This window comes from Blautia glucerasea (genome assembly GCF_013304385.1).
Classification (GTDB): domain Bacteria; phylum Bacillota; class Clostridia; order Lachnospirales; family Lachnospiraceae; genus Blautia_A; species Blautia_A ammoniilytica.
Window position 1 is genome coordinate 19109 of sequence record NZ_JAAITU010000041.1, and the last position, 18597, is coordinate 37705.

The 18597-nt window shown below is 42.8% G+C and carries 17 protein-coding genes, 2 tRNA genes and 1 pseudogene; 5 read left to right on the plus strand and 15 right to left on the minus strand.

Features of this window, described 5'->3' with window-relative positions; genetic code table 11:
• Nucleotides 1-7: 7 nt before the first annotated feature.
• Entirely contained in the window at nucleotides 8-1381 is a 1374-nt protein-coding gene (locus G5B11_RS14455) for an ABC transporter substrate-binding protein (RefSeq protein ID WP_158420778.1), read from the minus strand.
• A 285-nt stretch (nucleotides 1382-1666) separates the two neighbouring features.
• Here G5B11_RS14455 and G5B11_RS14460 point away from each other — a divergent pair, with 285 nt between their 5' ends.
• Nucleotides 1667-2707 carry a LacI family DNA-binding transcriptional regulator gene (locus G5B11_RS14460; protein WP_173728853.1) on the plus strand — a complete coding sequence of 347 codons (1041 nt, stop codon included), beginning with the start codon at nucleotides 1667-1669 and terminating at the stop codon, nucleotides 2705-2707.
• 110 nt (nucleotides 2708-2817) lie between these two features.
• Here the strand turns inward: G5B11_RS14460 and G5B11_RS14465 are convergent.
• From G5B11_RS14465 to G5B11_RS14485, 5 genes and pseudogenes are all read right to left on the minus strand, one after another.
• Nucleotides 2818-2925 (minus strand): annotated as a pseudogene (locus tag G5B11_RS14465) (EamA family transporter); the annotation flags it as partial.
• Nucleotides 2926-2952: 27 nt separating this feature from the next.
• The gene (locus G5B11_RS14470; protein ID WP_244093028.1) at nucleotides 2953-4683 is read right to left on the minus strand and encodes a S8 family peptidase; all 1731 of its coding nucleotides are present in this window, start codon (nucleotides 4681-4683) and stop codon (nucleotides 2953-2955) included.
• A gap of 79 nt (nucleotides 4684-4762) precedes the next feature.
• Nucleotides 4763-5536: a prolipoprotein diacylglyceryl transferase gene (locus G5B11_RS14475; protein ID WP_173728855.1), complete on the minus strand. Its 774-nt coding sequence runs from the start codon at nucleotides 5534-5536 to the stop codon at nucleotides 4763-4765.
• Nucleotides 5526-6350, minus strand: coding sequence for an arginase family protein (locus G5B11_RS14480; RefSeq protein WP_173728856.1), 825 nt, complete (start codon nucleotides 6348-6350; stop codon nucleotides 5526-5528). The genes G5B11_RS14475 and G5B11_RS14480 overlap by 11 nt, the downstream gene beginning before the upstream one ends.
• Nucleotides 6351-6353: 3 nt before the next feature.
• Entirely contained in the window at nucleotides 6354-7136 is a 783-nt protein-coding gene (locus G5B11_RS14485) for an HdeD family acid-resistance protein (RefSeq protein ID WP_173728857.1), read from the minus strand.
• 266 nt (nucleotides 7137-7402) lie between these two features.
• Here G5B11_RS14485 and G5B11_RS14490 point away from each other — a divergent pair, with 266 nt between their 5' ends.
• The 4 genes from G5B11_RS14490 to G5B11_RS14505 all read left to right on the plus strand — a co-directional run bounded on the left by G5B11_RS14490 (nucleotide 7403) and on the right by G5B11_RS14505 (nucleotide 11325).
• Nucleotides 7403-8200: a GDSL-type esterase/lipase family protein gene (locus G5B11_RS14490; RefSeq protein WP_173728858.1), complete on the plus strand. Its 798-nt coding sequence runs from the start codon at nucleotides 7403-7405 to the stop codon at nucleotides 8198-8200.
• Nucleotides 8197-8673, plus strand: coding sequence for a DUF4358 domain-containing protein (locus G5B11_RS14495; RefSeq protein ID WP_173728859.1), 477 nt, complete (start codon nucleotides 8197-8199; stop codon nucleotides 8671-8673). Before G5B11_RS14490 ends, G5B11_RS14495 begins: the two co-directional genes overlap by 4 nt.
• Nucleotides 8674-8737: 64 nt before the next feature.
• Nucleotides 8738-10126, plus strand: coding sequence for an MBOAT family O-acyltransferase (locus G5B11_RS14500; RefSeq protein ID WP_173728860.1), 1389 nt, complete (start codon nucleotides 8738-8740; stop codon nucleotides 10124-10126).
• 23 nt (nucleotides 10127-10149) lie between these two features.
• Nucleotides 10150-11325, plus strand: a complete 1176-nt coding sequence (locus G5B11_RS14505) for a DHHW family protein (protein WP_173728861.1) — start codon at nucleotides 10150-10152, stop codon at nucleotides 11323-11325.
• 14 nt (nucleotides 11326-11339) lie between these two features.
• On the opposite strand, the gene G5B11_RS14510 is transcribed toward G5B11_RS14505, so the two are convergent.
• The 9 genes from G5B11_RS14510 to G5B11_RS14550 all read right to left on the minus strand — a co-directional run bounded on the left by G5B11_RS14510 (nucleotide 11340) and on the right by G5B11_RS14550 (nucleotide 18475).
• On the minus strand, nucleotides 11340-12077 hold the full coding sequence (locus tag G5B11_RS14510; RefSeq protein WP_173728862.1) for an HAD family hydrolase: 738 nt from the start codon (nucleotides 12075-12077) through the stop codon (nucleotides 11340-11342).
• Between the two features lie 19 nt (nucleotides 12078-12096).
• Nucleotides 12097-13401 carry an O-acetylhomoserine aminocarboxypropyltransferase/cysteine synthase family protein gene (locus G5B11_RS14515; protein ID WP_173728863.1) on the minus strand — a complete coding sequence of 435 codons (1305 nt, stop codon included), beginning with the start codon at nucleotides 13399-13401 and terminating at the stop codon, nucleotides 12097-12099.
• Nucleotides 13402-13587: 186 nt separating this feature from the next.
• Complete coding sequence (gene larE, locus G5B11_RS14520; protein ID WP_173728864.1) at nucleotides 13588-14409, minus strand: ATP-dependent sacrificial sulfur transferase LarE; 822 nt, start codon at nucleotides 14407-14409, stop codon at nucleotides 13588-13590.
• Nucleotides 14402-15571 carry an ATP-binding protein gene (locus G5B11_RS14525; protein WP_158420765.1) on the minus strand — a complete coding sequence of 390 codons (1170 nt, stop codon included), beginning with the start codon at nucleotides 15569-15571 and terminating at the stop codon, nucleotides 14402-14404. The genes larE and G5B11_RS14525 overlap by 8 nt, the downstream gene beginning before the upstream one ends.
• A gap of 64 nt (nucleotides 15572-15635) precedes the next feature.
• Complete coding sequence (locus tag G5B11_RS14530; protein ID WP_158420766.1) at nucleotides 15636-15821, minus strand: hypothetical protein; 186 nt, start codon at nucleotides 15819-15821, stop codon at nucleotides 15636-15638.
• Nucleotides 15822-15838: 17 nt separating this feature from the next.
• Nucleotides 15839-17026, minus strand: a complete 1188-nt coding sequence (gene gltS / locus G5B11_RS14535) for a sodium/glutamate symporter (RefSeq protein WP_173728865.1) — start codon at nucleotides 17024-17026, stop codon at nucleotides 15839-15841.
• A gap of 33 nt (nucleotides 17027-17059) precedes the next feature.
• Entirely contained in the window at nucleotides 17060-18007 is a 948-nt protein-coding gene (locus tag G5B11_RS14540; protein ID WP_244093029.1) for a TAXI family TRAP transporter solute-binding subunit, read from the minus strand.
• A 316-nt stretch (nucleotides 18008-18323) separates the two neighbouring features.
• A tRNA-Cys gene (locus tag G5B11_RS14545) sits at nucleotides 18324-18395 on the minus strand.
• A 7-nt stretch (nucleotides 18396-18402) separates the two neighbouring features.
• Nucleotides 18403-18475, minus strand: a tRNA-Asn gene (locus tag G5B11_RS14550).
• Nucleotides 18476-18597 lie beyond the last annotated feature (122 nt).

Consider the following 18597-nt stretch of genomic DNA (forward strand, 5'->3'; position numbering starts at 1 on the left):
CCTCCTTTTACTGCTCATCCCAATAGTTCTGAATTGCATCCATAAGTTCTTCCCTGTCACATCTGTCCGCCAGATATTTCTGCATAGCAGCGCCAAGCACAGACCAGTGATCGTTTGGAACAACTGCTGCTGCATTATAAGTCCGGTCAGTCTGTACCTTTTCAAAAATATCACGACTCAAAGGATCCAGCGGCTCATTTGGATTGTTCTTAAATGCCGGGATCAGATTACAGGTTTTGACAAGCATCTGCTGTCCGATCTCAGAAAATACGATCCAGTTCAGAAATTCTTTTGCAGCATCCTGCTGCTCCTTTGACGCCTGCTGACCATCCAGCATTACCTGCTTTGAGGGTGCCGCCTGTATCTTTGTATTTACAAAATCATCAGGGTCATTATTCAGGAAATATGGAAGAAAACCATACTCATCATCACTTTTGGCGCCAGCCTCTTGCATATTTGGCCATGCCCAGTTACCATTAAACCAGAATGCTGTTTTTCCATCAACCAGATCAATGGCCATCTCATCATAATCTGCACCAAGGGGATCTCCCTGTGCCACATTGTATTCTTTCAGTACATCAAACAAATCCAGAAGCTGGGATACGCGTTGGTAATCCTTTACCTTCAGCTGTCCGTTTTCCAGGTCTTCTACTGCCTTGGCAGCCCCCTCCGAAGTTCCATCGTAAGTTTCATACAGGTACTGAAGATGATGGGCTCCTAAAGACCAGTCTTCCTTTGCAAGAGATACTGGTTTTTCCATTCCGGCATCCCGCATTTCATTCAGAAGTGCTTTAAAACCATCTAGTGTATTGATCTCATCTGGGTTCAAGTTTCTTCCCAAAGTTTCTTCAATCACTTTTTTGTTATAAATAATGCCTTTTCCTTCAACGCACAAGGGCATACTGAAAATATGTCCCTGAATCTCTGTTGCATAATTCCCAGCTTCTTTTACCCAGTCTTCCCCGTCCAGTACCAGTGCTTTTTCATCTGCCAGAGCCTTAACATCCGTAGTATCCAGAATCGCCATGGTAGGTGCATTTCCTGAATTATACATGCTTACAACTTTGGTATAAGGAGAATCTCCCTCTGTTACCGGCATAACTTCAATATGCACCCCTGCTTTTTCTTCAAAGATCTTGCTCATTTTCTCCAGGGCGACCTGGATCTCCGCCTTGGAATTCAGAAGTGTGATCTTCGTTCCCTGCAGACTTTCATCGTATGCAAAAGTATCCACAGATGTATCAATGGGTTCCTCTTTTACTGTATCATTTTCATCATCCGGATCACTGGCAAATCCGAACCTGCATCCCGATAAGGATGTAACTGCAAGCACTGTGCTTAAACCAATTGCTGCAGTTCTTTTCCACTGCCTAAGCTTCATCATACATTCCTCCTGTACTTTCCCGTTCTTTGCTTCCAATTCTTCTTGGATAACCGGTTACGTAACCGGTTACTTTATATTTCATATCCTACCTGTATACACTCAAAAAGTCAATATACATCTTTATTTTCGTGAATATTGAACTATTTTTATTTTTCATTTTTGTGCGTCTTGCATAACCGGTTACTTTCCTTTATGTAACCGGTTACTTATGGTTGTATAATTCGATTTTGTTTGCTATACTACAAACATAATAAAATAGCAGTTACGAAAAAAGGAACAATTATGGGTAAAAAAAAGAAGGTCACCTTCAGTGACATTGCCAAATTTACAAACTTTTCCAAGACAACAATTTCAAGATATTTCAATGATCCTGATTCCCTTACCCCGGAAAACCAGCAGATCATATCGGATGCACTGGTAAAACTGAATTACCAGGAAAATAAAGTGGCCCGGATCCTTGCCAATGGAAAGACCGAATTTATCGGTATCATCATCCCTAACTTATATCTGCATTATTATTCAGAGATGCTGAATCAGATCCTCTGTACCTATGAACAGTATGGATACAAATTTCTGGTATTTATCGGAAATGAAAATGAAAATACAGAACGTCAGTATATTCAGGAACTTATGGCTTACCAGATTGAAGGACTGATCGTCCTCAGCCACACCATTCCTTCCAAAGAGCTTGCAGATCTGAAAATCCCTATTGTGGCAATTGAACGGGAAGATCTGTATATTTCCAGTGTAAATACGGATAATTATTCCGGTGCCAGACAGGCAGTCCAGCTTCTTGCCAGCCATCACTGCCAGATCATGCTTCACATTAATAGTCCCACAAAGGAAAATATCCCCGCATACGGACGTATTTCGGGATTTCTTGATTATTGTCGGGAAAACCAGATTCCTCATGAAATGTTTATTGAGGACCTGGGAATTAACGATGAGGATCTCCATCAGAAATTCACCTGTATTCTGGATCAGATCCAAATGAAATATCCAGACAAGAAAAAAGGCATATTCATATCCAACGATACCTATGCCAGTGTTTTTCTTAATCTTCTGATCCGCAGATATGGAAAGCTGCCTGATGATTTTTATCTGGTAGGCTTTGATAATTCCCCTATTTCCCGCCAAGCAGTGATTCCCATCAGTACTGTAGGACAGCAGATCAACAAGATTGCCCAGGAATCCATGAAGCTTCTGGTAGGACTTATGGACTCCCAGAAAAAGCGCAATCCTGCCCCTTTATCTGAGCCTGTCCATAAAACCATCCCCCCTCTTTTGATTCTAAGGGATACTACAGAAAAAAATATTTTTTAATGAAGAAAGACCATGGCGACCGTTCCTGCAGTAAGCAGGAACAGTCCAAGGGCTTCTTTTTTATTCAGCTTTTCTCCAAATACAAAGTAAGAAAATCAGGAAAAGAAGAGTCTTACTGCTGTTGCCACTGTGGAATCCGTTTTTTTGATCCCACATTTTGCCAAAATAGATGTTACACCTGCAAAAAATGCAGATCCTGCTGCATATAAAAGCCACATACAAATCCCTTCTCTCAAGTAAATTTATTACGTCAACAACTCAAATGTATGATACAGATCCATCCTTCCATACCCCCACTCTCTGTTTGGATATGGATAATTTTCCTCACGTCTGGCTCCTCGCTGGAGATAATTTTTCACGCTGGTTCCTGTAAAATAAGGCTGATTTTTGCGGATAATGGCCCACTCAAACATAAGAGCTGCCACGCCTGCTGTCTGGGCCGCTGCCAGGCTGGTACCAGAGGCTTCCCCGTAGGTACCGTTAAGAAGCGGGACACGTATACCAACTCCCGGTGCTGCCAGCTGTGGCACTACCATTCCATTGGGCATAAAGCCCCGGCTTGCATAGAGATAAATACTGTTATCCCGATACTGATATGCTGTTACCGTCATACTTTCCATAGAATCGCCGGGGGAGGTAACAGTTGAATAAGGGGACGGTTCCAGGAAATAGGTTTCATTGGAGATCAGTCCTTCCACAGGCAGCCAGATATGAAAATTAATATTATGATTTTCCCTCTCACGCACAAAAATCTTCCAGATTCCAGAAGCCGGACTTACAAATCTGAAAAATACCAGGGTATTCCCAGTCTGTCGTTCAATCGGTACATAATTTACATAGATCTTTGTTTCCACAAAAACAAAAGACAATTCCTGGGTAACTGTTCCAAGGAAGGAACTTATCTCCAGGTTTTCTCCTGTGGGAGACTGTATGGAAAGATTGTATATTTCCGGTGGTTCTCCCCAGAATTCCATTGTAAATCCTTTTTCCCCAGTTCCTACCCGCAGCTCTGCTACAGACTCACCTCTCCGATCTCCCAAAGCACCGGCAAAGTGATGTCTGGATGCCCCTTCATTTCCTGCGGCTGCAGATACAGATACCTGTGCAAAACCGGCCAAATAATCCACATACTGGCTTAGTGGGCTTTTTCCCAGATGTGCTCCCTGACTGGTGCCAAGACCCAGACAGATGGAAAGGGGCATGCCCAGTGCACGGGCACATTTCATGGCAAAAGCCATCCCCATCATAATATCATCTTCTTGAAACACGTCCTCAGCCTGAGACATTTGATAAAAATCTCTAATATATTTCTTGGCATGCTTAAGCTTGATCACAATTAAAGAGGCTTCCGGTGCAGCCCCTGAAAAATTCTCCTCAGATACCAGATTCCCGGCAGCCACTGCTGCCAGCATGGTTCCATGTCCATTCGTATCTGCAGAAGGAACTGTCTCAAGTGGGTTCTCCTGCTCCATGGCACGGTCAATATCCTGTTTCATATACACCTTTCCATAAGGAGCCATCCCGTCTCCATCTCCTGGAAGGGACTGATCCCAGATACAGGCGATCCTGGTTCCTGAAGGTGACGAAAAAACCGGATTCTGATAATCAATCCCTGAATCGATCACCGCTACTGCAGTCCCCTTTCCTTTAAGCCCCAGATAAGGATGATTATGAAGCCTGGTAATACCGGATGCACCCAGTGCATTCAGATCCATATAAGTATAACACTTAGGAATTGTATTATAGGAATCACTGTTTATTTCCAACGGTGGAAGCTGTGCCAGCGGCACATATAGTACTCCGTACACCTCACTAACCGGATACAGGCTTGCTCCCGGTATCTCTTCAAGAGGACTTGGCATATTCTGTACATACTTTACAATAAAATTTCCATACTCTTCACTTTGTGCAGGTACCACTGACTGTTGTTCCTGCAAAGGAATTTCCTGATTCAGTTCCTCCTGCGAAAAGAACATAAGCATAACCTCAACCAAATACGGATCATTGGTTAAGCTTATGCCTATTGCTTCTGTTTTATTCTATATGAAACCACATTCAGATCTGCGTATCAACCGTATTCTTACGTACAGCCCCGTACAAAAACAACAGAAGCCCTGCACAGAACGTAAAAATCGAAATAAACTGAGAGGTAGATAAAATACCTACACTTCCCCTTTCCAGATCTCCTCTGTAAAATTCCAGGATAAAACGTCCCACACTGTAAAGGATCAGATACAGCCCTGCCACCTGACCTTTTCCTTTCAAATGCTTTGCCGCCAGAATCAATACAAAATAATGGGCAAAATCAAGAACACTGGCATAAATCTGAGTTGGAACCAGGGGCACATGGTTAGGGGCAAAATCAGAATTAGTAAAAGTGATCGCCAAATGGGAAGCTGTTTCTTTTCCATAGCAGCAGCCGGCCAAAAGGCATCCCAGTCTTCCAAATCCCTGCGCCAATGCAACCGAAGGGATCAACAGATCAAAGTATCTAAGAAAATCCATCTTCTTAATATGGCAGTAAATATATGCTGTCAGTATTCCTCCCAGGATCCCTCCCAGCACCACAAACCCATCAGTCAGACTGTCAAGCAAAAATCCAGGATCCTTAAGAATCGTTCTCCATTCAGTGAGCCAATAAAGTATCTTTGCACCTACGAAGCCGCCAGCCACACACCAGAGCACAATATAGAATACCTGGTTATACTCCATTTTTTTCTTTTTAGCACGGTACTCTCCTGTAAAATAGGCGGCAAGTATCCCTATAGCAATCATCAGGCCATAGCCATATATAGTAAAAGGTCCAATGGTCAGCAATTCATTTTTCATAATCAAATCCTTTCAAGACTTCAAGTAACTCATGATTAGCAAGATCGTGTCCGGCCGGACTGCCCTCACCTCCGTTTTCAGGCTCCCATTCCCCGCACACATCAGCAGCCTGTAAAGGAAGCTTTCTTGCTTTCAGAAAACTTTGTAATTCCTCCAGACAGCTTTTTAGTTCTGTCAAAGACATATCTCCCTGACTCCAGGTTGTTTTTACCTCTTGCTCATTCAGTACATCCTTATCCACAGACAAATACACAGGCGAAAGCTTCCCTGCTTTTTTCTCATACTCTGAAAGCATCTCTAAAAAAGAAGCTGCCACACCGGAACTGCTGTCAGTTTGCCGGGCAGCTTGCAGGTCTTCCCTGCTTAAAAATGTGACACGTTCCTTATACGTCTGCTGCACCTGGTCAAATGCCGGCTGATCCGGACCCACAAGAAACACATGATCCAGCAATTTTACAGATTCCAGTGCATCTGCGATCCATCCGCCGCAGGACAAAAGACCTCCAAAAGCAGGGGGCTGCATATCCGTATGATTATCAAATACAAGCAGAGAAAACGGGCTCTTAGCCTTATCCATCCAGATCCTGGTCATATAATGATAATTGCCGGAATCAATAAAATGTATCCCTGAAAGTGCAAATTCTCTGATCTTTTCCCTGATCGCCCAGACTGCCGGTTCATCACAATAGCAGTTGGTGCCGGAAAGATCCTCCAACCGAACCCATGTGGACCGTTCCTCTCTCCAGAAATCCTGCTCTTCATATGCCCCTGACAAATTCATCAGAAGGATTCCGGATTCTCTTTCTTTTTCCATAAATCAGTTCTGTTCCTGTTCTTCCAGATGATCGCTTTCCAGGTTCTCTTCTTTTGTTTCCGCTTCGGAAATCTCCTGGGTGTCCTCTACTGTTACATCCTCTGGAGGAATCACCTCTGTACTTACAGAAGCTGCCCTGGAATTCCACTCTGGAATGATCTCTTTCTCTTCTGCTGCCTCTTCTGCCTTTGTATCCGGTTCTTTTTCGGCATGTTTCTCAGGGGTTTCATCTGCTGCAGTCTGTACTTCCCCTGACAGCCCCTTTTTCAACATAACAAATGATACTACATCCAGAACACCGTCCACCAGAAAGGCCCATCCGGCAAACATCAGCATTCCATTAATGCTCTGGAAATTATACATCATCAGAAATACACCCAGTCCCACAAATACAAGGCTTTCAATGAGAAGGAATTTCCACGTTTCCTGTGTTCTTTTTTTCAGCTTCATGCCACCCCGAAGAGTCCAGATGCTGTCCACCAGTACCAGTGCTCCCAGCATCAGAGGAAGAAGCTTTACTACGATCTGAGGATTTGTAAAAAGAAACAGGCCGATCACAAATACGATCACACCTGAAAACAGATCCAGGATCGTAGCCTTATCTTTTTCTGCTGCAAAAAGGAAAATATGGTACAGACCTGCTCCGATCAATACCAGTCCAAATACTACCTTACATAACAGATTCACTGTACCTACAGGCATAAATACAAGACAGATCCCGAACAGGATATAAAAAACAGATGTTACGATCTGTCCCTTTAATAACTTGCTTAATTTTTCGCTCATGGCACATACCTCCTTGATGTATTTTAGTATACCTCTTTTGCCTTTTCTCGTCCATAGTCATTCCCCTCCTGTTTGTGCAATTTGTGCAGGATTATTTATCTTTAAAAACTTAAATTTGGAGGTGCAAAAACTTTGTTTACACTTGAAGTTTTCCACTGTGGTATTATAATGAAAAAGTCGAATTATCTCGAAGATCAAAATCTGATTATATTCCATTATGTATGATTTGATTATATTCCATTATGATTTAGGAAGGATTTACCATTTTGAAAAAACAAATAAACCATTCACGAATTGTTTTGACGGTTATCCCCGTCGCCGTTGTTCTAACAGCCGGGATAGCTTTTTTATTCTCACGTTCTGATAGTGAATCACAAGTATGCCAGCAAAATGTTGCCCGTTTAAAGGAGCTTGAAAATACAGACATTTCCTCTGTGGAGCAGGCCATTTCGGATATCCAGGGACAGCTGGATGCACAGGCAGATGCCCAGGCCCGAGAGGATATTGTCAATTCTTCCGGTATATTAACCAATGTCCAGATTCGTCAGGCTTTTGCAGGAAGTGTGATCGTAGGCGATTCCATTACACAGGCTATCTCTGAATACGGATACCTGGACACAGACGTGGTTGTCAGCAAAAGAGGCTTGTCTGTTGTAAATGCCCAGGAGCAGTTCAGTACCGCCATCAGTCTGAATCCCAGCCATGTTTTTCTGGCTTTTGGCACCAATGACCTGGAAATCTACAATGGAGATTCTACCGGCTTTATCGATGCCTACAGAGAAAAGGTTCAGATGGTTAAGGATGCTCTCCCAGATGTACCTATTTACATCAACAGCATCCTGCCGATCCAGGATTTTGCCATTGACAGCAATCCGGCCCTTGGCTACTATTCACAGTTCAATCAGGCCTTGTCGGATTTCTGTGATGAAATGGGCTGTACCTTTATTGATAACACCTTCCTTGTGGAGGATTCCAGCATGTACGAGCCGGATGGTGAGCATGTGATCATGGATTATTATCCTAAATGGCTTACTTATATGGCAGAAACGGCAGGTCTTATATGAAAAATAAAAAATCGCTTATCATAAAATCAACAATGGTCATACTTCTGGCAATATATCTGATCCTACTTTACCGGGCAGATTATGCCAAGGATGTTTCTATGGACACCATTGCCCAGTCCATGGAAAAATATGACGCCATTACCCAGCTGGGGCAGGAAGACCGGGTGCAGCTTAAGCGCTGTTACCAGATCAACGATACAGATACAGACGGCTATTTCTTTTACAAAGCAGCCTCACCTATGGCTGTTGAAGAAGCCTTCATTGTAAAAGCAAAAGACAAATCACAGGCAGAAAGCTTTCTTACTGCTGCCCAGGATCACCTTTCCAGCCAGAAAAACATTTTCGGAGGATACGGAACTGATCAAATGGCTCTTCTGAACAAGGCCGAGGTAGGTTCCAAGGGAAATTATGTATACTATTTCTGCGGTGAGGATGCATCTTCCTGGCGTCAGGCTTTTCTTGCCCTGATTTAATTATTTGTTCCTGGCCATCTGGATCTGCAGATTGCCTAATTACATTTTATGGAGATTAATCATTATGGTATTCAGCAGCATTTTCTTTATTTTTTGTTTTTTGCCCCCGTTCCTGCTTCTCTATTACCTTGTACCTGAGAAGTTCCGGAATATTCTTCTTTTTATCGGCAGCCTGATCTTTTATGCCTGGGGCGATCCGGTATATGTGGTTCTTATGCTGTTTTCCAGCTTTTTTAATTATTACATGGCACTGGAGATCGATCATCTTGACATGGATCCCAAAGGCCGTAAAAAGAATCTTATTTTTGCAGTCACGATAAACCTTCTGATCCTTGGATTTTTCAAATACTGGGGATTTCTTCTGGATACCTTCAGCACAATCACAGGGATTTCCATTTCACATCCCCAGCTGGCACTGCCTATAGGAATCTCTTTTTATACCTTTAAAAACCTTTCCTATATCCTGGATGTATCTAAGAAAAAAGTAGCACCACAGCGGAATTTCCTTATATATGCAGTTTACAGTACCATGTTTCCGCACATGTCTGCAGGACCGATCGTAAGATATGCGGATATTGAAGGACAGCTTACCAGGCGTTCCATCAGCCTGACCCGGCTGGGACTTGGTGCTGAATATTTTACAAAAGGCCTTGCCAAAAAAGTACTGCTTGCAGATAACCTTTCTGCCATTTATACTTCCATCTTAAGTTCCGGAAGCAATTCTGTACTGACTGCATGGATCGGTATCCTTGCATACACCCTGCAGCTTTATTTTGACTTTTCCGGATATTCGGATATGGCCATCGGACTTGGCAAAATGATGGGCTTTGATTTCCTTAAGAACTTTGATTATCCTTACATTTCCACCAGCGTTTCAGAATTCTGGCGAAGATGGCACATCTCTCTTGGAAGCTGGTTCCGGGATTATATCTATATCCCTCTTGGAGGCAACCGTGTTTCAGTTCCAAAGAATATCCGCAACATTTTTGTTGTATGGGCACTGACCGGTTTATGGCACGGTGCAAGCTGGAATTTTATTTTCTGGGGATTGTATTATGGGCTGTTCCTTCTGCTTGAAAAATTTGTCCTTAAGGATTTCCTGCCAAAGCTTCCCAAATGGGCAGCCAATCTGTATACCATGATCGCTGTTATGATCGGATGGGTATTTTTCAGTCAGACAGATTTTTCTTCCATGGGGCATTACCTGTCAGTTATGTTTGGTTTCGGTGCATCTGCTTTTCTGGACAGGACAGCTGTTTACTATCTTAAAACAGGCCTGATCCTTTTTGTAATCAGCATCCTGGCCTGCCGTCCAGGTCTGTATCAGTCCTTTAAAAAACTGATCCAGCGAAATGAGAAGGCTGCAGCAGCCGTTAATCTGCTTCTGTTTTTACTGTGTGTTGCCTATATGGTATATAATTCCTATACACCATTCTTATACCAGAAGTTCTAAACCAGAATTTATGAGGTCATAAAATGAAAAAACAAAGAAAAAGATTCAGTTACCAGTATTTCTTCCACATCATGGGGATCCTGTTTGCAATTCTGCTTCTGTTCTTCATGATATTCAGCCTGGTAAAGCCAGACCGTAGTTTTTCTGAAAAAGAAAACCGGGTACTTTCTTCCAGACCCGGCTTTGACTTGTCCCAGATTGCCTCCGGCAATTATGAGACTCAATATGAAACCTATGTAAATGACCAGTTTCCTCTCCGTGATCTGTGGGTCACTATAAAGGCAGCCACAGACCGTGTGCTTGGTAAAACAGATGGAAACGGTGTTTATCTTGGAAAAAGCGGCTATCTGATGGAAGATTTTACACCACCTTCCAAGGAGCAGCTTGACCGTACTCTTAATGCTATGACAACCTTTGCTTCTGATCATCCGGATCTGAAGCAGTACGTACTGATTGCTCCAAATGCTGTAAATATATTGAAAGACAAGCTTCCCGCTTCTGCCCCGGTAAAAGATCAGAATCAATATCTGGATACAGTAAGGGATGCAGTAACTGCTCAGGGCGTTACCTTTATTGATGTACGTGATACGCTGACCAGCCATAAAGACGATGGGATCTATTATCATACCGATCATCACTGGACCACCCAGGGTGCCTATTTTGCATTCCTACAGGCAGCCGGTGCCATGGATCTTGATTCCTCTTCCATTCCATATGATAAGCTTCCGGTAACTACCCATTTCCAAGGTACCTTATCTGCCAAAAGCGGTTTTCGCTCCAATGAAACGGATGAAATTGATGTGTTCCTTCCAAGAAATGAAGATACACCTGCTTCTGTAGTAAATTATGTATCTCAGCAAAAAAAATCAGCCAGTTTTTATTCCACAGAGCAGCTGGATACCAGGGATAAATATGCCATGTTCTTTGGAGGCAATTTCCCGCAGATCAAGATTTCCACTGCCACAGAAAGTGAGCGTACACTTCTTGTATTAAAAGATTCCTACGCAAACTGCTTTGTTCCGTTCTTAGCACCTTATTACCGGACCATCATCATGATAGATCCAAGATACTATTACGGTGATCTTGAAGAATTAATGGAAGTAGAAAATATCCAGGAAGTTTTATATCTTTATAATGCAAATACTTTTTTCAGTGATACTTCATTGGAACTTGCCTTAACACCACAACAGGGAGCTTAACGCTCCCTGTTTTTTCAGCTGATCATCTGGAACAGCTTTTCCATATCTGTTTTCATCAATGTATATGTGGCCTTTCCTTTTCCTGTATATTCCGGTGAAATATTAGAATGAATATAACAGGTATCCATGCCAACCTTCTGTGCACCTTTTATGTCGCAAATCTCGTCATTTCCGATCATAATACTTTCTTCCGGCTTTAAATCATATTTCTGCAGGAGAAGCCTGAAAAACTCCGGATCTGGTTTCATAACGGAATAATCGGAAGAGATCAGAATCCCTTTAAAATATTTTTCCAGTTCCAGAAAAGCCAGTTCATAAGCGGTGAATATCCTCTGTGCATTGGAAAGAAGGTACAGATTTCCTCCCTGCCGAGTTAATCTGTCCAAAAGCTTTGGAACCCCCGGATACAGGCGGATGTATTCAGTAGAAAGTGCACGGAACATCTGTCCTGCATGAACAGCCAGTTCCTCTGATGGCTGTGCCCCTTTTTCTTTAAACAAATCTGCAAATACCAGCTGGATCTGTATTTCCGGGCAGGCCTCATGGCCGTCATTTCTCATCGCTTTCCCCTGTTCTCTGTATTTTTCCACCAATGCACCGTAAGTTTTCCACATTTCTTCCCAAGACCTGTACACAGCGCCATAATAGCCGTAAAACAGCCGCATCTTTTCCCAAAGTTCCTGGTTATCTTCTTCTGTATGGATATCTACCAAAGTGCCATATAAATCAAAAATATAATTCTTATATCTCATGCTTTATATCTCAGCTTCTTTATTTAACTGCCTCAAATGCTGCATCCAAAGCTGCGATCAGATCCTCTACACGCTCAATACCGATGGAAAGGCGGATAGTATTAGGCTTAATGCCCTGATCAAGAAGTTCTTCCTCTGTGCACTGGCTGTGAGTAGTAGTGGCAGGATGAATCACAAGAGATTTTACATCTGCTACATTTGCCAGCAATGAGAAGATTGCCAGGTTGTCAATAAATTTCTGGGCAGTCTTAGCATCTCCCTTGATCTCAAAGGTAAAGATGGATCCGCCGCCATTAGGAAGATATTTCTTGTATAACTGGTGGCTTGGCTCTGTAGGCAGTGAAGGATGATGCACAGCCTCTACCTGGGGATGTTTAGACAAATAATCAACGATCTTTAAAGCATTGCTTACATGTCTTTCCACACGAAGGGATAGGGTTTCCAGTCCCTGAAGGAACATAAACGCATGGAACGGTGAAATCGTAGCACCTGTATCACGAAGGATAACCGCACGAATATAGGTAACAAAAGCTGCCGGACCTGCTGCATCAGTAAAGGATACACCATGATAGCTTGGATTGGGCTCAGAGATCCATGGATACTTGCCAGCTGCTTTCCAGTCGAAAGAGCCTCCGTCAATGATCACGCCACCAATGGCTGTACCATGGCCGCCGATAAATTTGGTTGCTGAATGGACCACAATATCTGCGCCGTATTCCAGCGGACGTACCAGATAAGGCGTTGCAAAAGTGGAATCCACTACCAGCGGAAGATTGTGCTTATGTGCTATCTTTGCCAGTTCCTCAAGATCCACCAGGTTAGAATTCGGATTACCCAGTGTCTCAACAAAGATTGCCTTTGTATTTTCCTGGATTGCAGCCTCAAATGATCCGTCTTCCTCAGGATCTACAAATGTAGCTGTAATACCGTTTGTCTGCGGTAATGTATGTGCAAGAAGATTATAGGTTCCACCGTAAATAGTCTTGGAAGCTACAATATGCTCACCAGTCTTAGCAAGCGCCTGGAAGGTATAATTAATGGCTGCTGCGCCGGAAGCGACTGCCAATGCTGCCACACCGCCTTCCAGGGAAGCGATTCTCTGCTCAAATACATCTTCTGTTGGATTGGTAAGTCTTCCATAAATATTTCCCGCATCTTTAAGGCTGAACCTGTCTGCTGCATGCTGGGAATTGTGGAACACATAAGAAGTGGAAGCATAGATCGGTACTGCTCTTGCATCTGTTACAGGGTCTGCCTGCTCCTGTCCAATATGTAACTGTCTGGTTTCAAATCCCCAATTCTTTGAATCTTTGATGTCTGCCATTTTGTATTTCCTCCGCTTTATCTTTCTTATTCTTTTCGCAGAAAGCTTTCAGCCTTGTTCTCTGCTTCATTGATAACATACTAACACTGTAGGAAACATCTGTCTAATACACAAAAAAAATATCCTGTTATAGTTTGTTTCTATATCAAATGCAATTTCATAATGTTCTTTAAATTGTCAGAAAAATCAGAGTGTTTCGTTCATACTTCCCATCCGGTATCCTTGCAGATCCATAGTCACATAAGTAAAACCATATTCTTTCAGCTTTGCAACGATCTGCTCCCTGTTTTCCAGAAGCTTTTGGAATTCCTCAGGCATGACCTCAATACGGGCCATCTTACCATGGATACGTACCCGCAACTGATGAAAACCAAGATCCAGAAGAAGCTGCTCTGCCTGATCTACCATTCCCAATTTTTCCTTAGAAATAGTCTCTCCATATACAAATCTGGAAGAAAGGCAGGCAAAGGACTGTTTTTCCCAGGTAGGCAATCCCATTTCCCTGGATAGGGCACGAATATCTGCTTTATAAAGATTGCAATGTCTTAGCGGACTTTTTACTCCCAACTCTGCCACTGCCTGAAGGCCAGGACGATAATCCCCATTATCATCCATATTTGACCCTTCCACCACTGCAGCAAATCCTTCTTCTTTTGCAATCTTTCCTATTTTCTGGAAAAGTTCCTTTTTGCAAAGATAGCATCTGTTCTTTGGATTTTGACAGAAGCCCTCAATCTCCAGCTCTTCAGATTCAACGATCCTGTGGCAGATTCCTTCCTTTTCGCAAAAGGCTTTCGCCTCATCCAGTTCTCTTTTGGGAAATGAACAGGACATTGCAGTTACAGCCATGCACTGGTCTCCTAATACATCATGCACTATTTTAAGTAAAAAGGTAGAATCTACCCCACTGGAAAAAGCTACTACAACACTTCCCAGTTCTTTGATATAGTCCTTTAATTGGTGAAGTTTATCTCTTAGCTCCTTGGTTACGATCATTTCTTCACTCATTTTTCATCCCTCTTTTGTCATAGTCATCAAGGAAATTATAGGTCATGTCATCTTTATGATATCCGATCACTGTACGCAGATTAATATTCCGCACACTGTTAAAAATATTGGTATCGATCACATCACTGGTCTTCCTGAATTGTGCGATCAGTTCTTTCATCTCATCTCTCTTTGAACCTCTGCCGCCTCCACAGCTTACACAGTTCTCTGTAAATCTGCAGGCGCACTGGATAAAATGCAGGCCATTGTAATCTCTCCAGGATTTGATCGCGTCCTCATGTACCAGATACAAAGGACGGATCAGTTCCATCCCTTCAAAGTGCTGGCTATGCAGCTTTGGCATCATTGTTTCTACCTTACCGCTATACAGCATTCCCATCAGGATCGTCTCAATCACATCATCAAAATGATGTCCCAGTGCAATTTTATTGCATCCAAGTTCTTTCGCCTTTGCATACAGATATCCTCTTCGCATACGTGCACAAAGATAACATGGATTCCTGTCGATCCCTGCTACTGTATCAAAAATATTTGTTTCAAATACAGTCAACGGAATCCCCAGAAGCTTTGCATTATCCTGGATAATATTCCAGTTGTCCTCATTGTATCCCGGATTCATGATGAGAAATACCGGCTCAAAATGGATTTTGCCATGCTTTTGTACTTCCTGGATCAGCTTGGCAAGAAGCATGGAATCCTTTCCTCCTGAAATGCAGACAGCTACCTTGTCCCCTTCCTGGATCAGCTGATATTCATTTAAAGCTTTGGTAAAAGGACGCCATATGGTCTTTCTGTATTTCTTTATAATGCTTCTCTCAATATCTGCTGTTTTCTGCTTCTTTTCTTCCTCTGAATCTTTTTGCATAAACCTTGATAAAGTCAGCTTCAGGTAGGCTCTGTATCCACCAGTTACATTTACTGCCTGATATCCCTGCTCTTCCAGAAGATGTACATATTCCTGGCTGTGCTCCCCTGTATGGCAGATCAGATAGTATATCTTTTCTTTATCAAGTTCCCCAAGTCTGTCTTCAAATTCTTCCATTGGAATATTCACAGCACCAGGGAATGTACCTCGGCTGTACTGATCCTGTGGACGGATGTCAATAATCTCTCCTGACTGGATTTCCTTTTGCTCCAGTTCTTCAATTCCGATTGTTTTCACCTTTGCTTCCATCTCTTTCTTATAGATTCTTTGTAACCGCTCAATGCCCAAACAGCTGCACCAATTATTTTCTTTTTACAATGTGTATCTCCGGTATTGCCACATTCTCATAGGTAATAGATTCTTCATGCTTTTCTTTGTCCGTATCGTCATTATGATCCACTTCCCCTGTGTGTATTTCTGGAACAGCCAGATTTTCACTTGTCACCTTATATTCAGCCCTTTTCCCTTTTTTCTTCCTTCCCAGCATCTCTCTTCTCCTTGCCATTATAATATATTAATAAACAAAGTTAATACCAAACTATTAATAAAATCTGCAAACAAACTGCCTACCAGCGGAACAAGCAGATATGCCTTTACTGATGGAGCATATTTTTCGCAGAGTACCTGCATATTTGCCATTGCATTGGGCGTTGCTCCCATACCAAATCCGCACACGCCAGAGGACAGAACCGCCGCATCATAATCCCTTCCCATAACATTAAATACCACAAAATAAGTAAACAGAAAGATCAGAATTGTCTGACCTGCCAGTAATACCAGCAGTGGAAGAGCCAAATCTGCCAGCTGCCATAGCTTCAAAGTGATCATGGCCATTCCAAGAAACAGGGAAAGACTGATACCGCCAATATCATTGATCTCCCCCATGTAAATAGTAAATTTGCCGGAGTATTCTCCAATGTTACGGATAAATGCTGCCACGATCATTGCACCGATATAAATAGGGAATGTCATTCCTGTTAAAGAAAGAAGTCTTGATACTACCGTTCCGATCCCCATGGCAATGATCAGCTGGAAAACAGCTGCCGGGTACATACTTGTATGCCGCGCATGTTTCTTTTCTTCCTCAACCAACAGGCTGTCATCCTCTGTCACTACTGTATCCAACAGATTTTTCTTCTCAATCAGACGTTTTCCAACTGGTCCTCCCAGCATACTTCCGGCAATCAGCCCAAAGGTTGCACCAGCTGTACAAAGAGTAGTTGCACCACTTATCCCGAAATCCTCAAGAACTGTTCCAAAGGCGCCGGCTGTACCATGTCCTCCCACCATTGGAATTGATCCTGTACACAAGCCCACAAGTGGATTGATCCTCAGAATTTTAGAAAGACCTACGGCCAGCAAATTCTGTGAAAAGATCAGCACGATCACAAGTCCAAGAAAAACGATCAATGCCTTTCCACCACTTTTCAATACTTTCAAATTTGCCTGAAATCCAACTGATGTAAAGAAAAATACCATACACACTTCTTTCAAGATGTCATCAAACTGAAATTCCGCTACCCCTGTCACATAACAGACACAGGTAAATATGGCAAACAGCACACCACCAATCACTGGTGCCGGTATACAAAATCTTTCCAGCATATTGATCCTGCGTTTCAGGACCTTGCCAAGCATTAAAACCAGCACAGCAGCTGCCATTGTCTGATACATATCTAATTCAATTTTCATCGTTACTCCTCTTGTCATTTCTCTTTTCCGATTTTACACATTGATGCCACAAGATTTATAATAGCTAGCAGCCCCTTCATGGAAAGGGATTCCAATTCCCTGAACTGCTGCATTTTCATTCAATGTAATATCTGTAGAAAGCGCATATTGGATTTCCTGTTTTTTCTCAAATAAAATTCTGGTGATCCATTCTACAGTTTCTGCATCCAGATCATCACTGACCAAAAGCAGTGCACGCACCCCTACCGTCTGTACCTCGTCTTCCTGTCCGTTATATGTTCCGGCAGGTATAGTATATCTGGAATAAGCAGGATTTACAGTTATCATTTTGTCAATATTTTTTTCGTCCAGGCTTAGCAACCGGATATCACACTGTTTTGACAACTCACTGATTACAGTTGTCTCGGCTCCGGCTGTACAGAAAAATCCATCAATCTTTCCATCCCGAAGCTGCTGTGCTGCATCTGTATAATCAAGATGTACCTTTTCTCCTAAATTGTCCCAAATACCGTATATTGAAAGAATCTGTTTTGCACTCTCTTCTGTTCCGGATTCTTCTTCACCTACACTGACTTTTTTCCCAAGAAGATCATCAATTGTCTGAATATCTGACTCATCACGTACAATAATCTGGCATGCTTCCATATAAAGCCCTGCCACAGCACTATACCCCTGATATTTCTTACCACCTGTCCATGCACCAGTTCCCTGGTATGCAGCCCTAGTCATATCTTCCTGTGCAATTGCCATCTGGATATACCCTTCAGATAACAGACGCAGGTTAGCAGCAGAACCGGCAGTTGTCTTTACTTCAATTTGCTTCTCCTCCTGATCCGCTGTGAGAAGATCCCCAAAGGTATCTGCAAACGCATGGTACATACCGCCGATGCCAGCTGCACCAAATCGAATATGACCTATCGAACCTATACATCCGGTTAAAAGCAGAACCATTGCTAAAAATAGTATTCCCTTTTTTTTCATCCTTCTTCCTCCTGCATATTCTTGGTAATTTCATATTATATCAGCTGGGAGATGACTCCCACCTCCATAGGTGGTGAGAAACAAGCTAGTATCAGTGGTGGGAGTCAATCCCCCAGCTGATATAGCCTCCGGCAGGATTGCAGAGGTGCGCAGTAGAAGTATGTCATGCAATTGCATGACGCGCACCTCGCAGCAAGAATGCCGAGGCATTCTTGAATAACAAAGCGAGCAAGTCTACTTCAAGCTCCATGAGTTTCTCAATCCATCCCGCTATTACATAAAAAAAAGCCCCTGATAATCAAGGACTTAATCAAAAAGGCGCAGACCGGATTTGAACCGGTGAATCGAGGTGTTGCAGACCTATGCCTTACCACTTGGCTACTGCGCCATATCAACTCCCCCTGTTGGACTCGAACCAACGACACTGCGGTTAACAGCCGCATGCTCTACCGACTGAGCTAAGGAGGAATAACCTGAAAGTATTTTGTACCTTCAAAACCACATACATGCTGACATCCTTTGGAATCTTTAACCTGCTTTTTGGTCAAGCCCTCGACCGATTAGTACTGGTCAACTCCGTACATTACTGC

Excerpts from the sequence above, each read along its gene's own strand:
- G5B11_RS14455 (WP_158420778.1), bottom strand. The coding sequence starts at position 1,381 with ATGAAGCTTAGGCAGTGGAAAAGAACTGCAGCAATTGGTTTAAGCACA.
- G5B11_RS14460 (WP_173728853.1), top strand. The coding sequence starts at position 1,667 with ATGGGTAAAAAAAAGAAGGTCACCTTCAGTGACATTGCCAAATTTACA.
- G5B11_RS14470 (WP_244093028.1), bottom strand. The coding sequence starts at position 4,683 with ATGTTCTTTTCGCAGGAGGAACTGAATCAGGAAATTCCTTTGCAGGAA.
- G5B11_RS14475 (WP_173728855.1), bottom strand. The coding sequence starts at position 5,536 with ATGAAAAATGAATTGCTGACCATTGGACCTTTTACTATATATGGCTAT.
- G5B11_RS14480 (WP_173728856.1), bottom strand. The coding sequence starts at position 6,350 with ATGGAAAAAGAAAGAGAATCCGGAATCCTTCTGATGAATTTGTCAGGG.
- G5B11_RS14485 (WP_173728857.1), bottom strand. The coding sequence starts at position 7,136 with ATGAGCGAAAAATTAAGCAAGTTATTAAAGGGACAGATCGTAACATCT.
- G5B11_RS14495 (WP_173728859.1), top strand. The coding sequence starts at position 8,197 with ATGAAAAATAAAAAATCGCTTATCATAAAATCAACAATGGTCATACTT.
- G5B11_RS14500 (WP_173728860.1), top strand. The coding sequence starts at position 8,738 with ATGGTATTCAGCAGCATTTTCTTTATTTTTTGTTTTTTGCCCCCGTTC.
- G5B11_RS14505 (WP_173728861.1), top strand. The coding sequence starts at position 10,150 with ATGAAAAAACAAAGAAAAAGATTCAGTTACCAGTATTTCTTCCACATC.
- G5B11_RS14510 (WP_173728862.1), bottom strand. The coding sequence starts at position 12,077 with ATGAGATATAAGAATTATATTTTTGATTTATATGGCACTTTGGTAGAT.
- G5B11_RS14515 (WP_173728863.1), bottom strand. The coding sequence starts at position 13,401 with ATGGCAGACATCAAAGATTCAAAGAATTGGGGATTTGAAACCAGACAG.
- larE (WP_173728864.1), bottom strand. The coding sequence starts at position 14,409 with ATGAGTGAAGAAATGATCGTAACCAAGGAGCTAAGAGATAAACTTCAC.
- G5B11_RS14530 (WP_158420766.1), bottom strand. The coding sequence starts at position 15,821 with ATGCTGGGAAGGAAGAAAAAAGGGAAAAGGGCTGAATATAAGGTGACA.
- gltS (WP_173728865.1), bottom strand. The coding sequence starts at position 17,026 with ATGAAAATTGAATTAGATATGTATCAGACAATGGCAGCTGCTGTGCTG.
- G5B11_RS14540 (WP_244093029.1), bottom strand. The coding sequence starts at position 18,007 with ATGAAAAAAAAGGGAATACTATTTTTAGCAATGGTTCTGCTTTTAACC.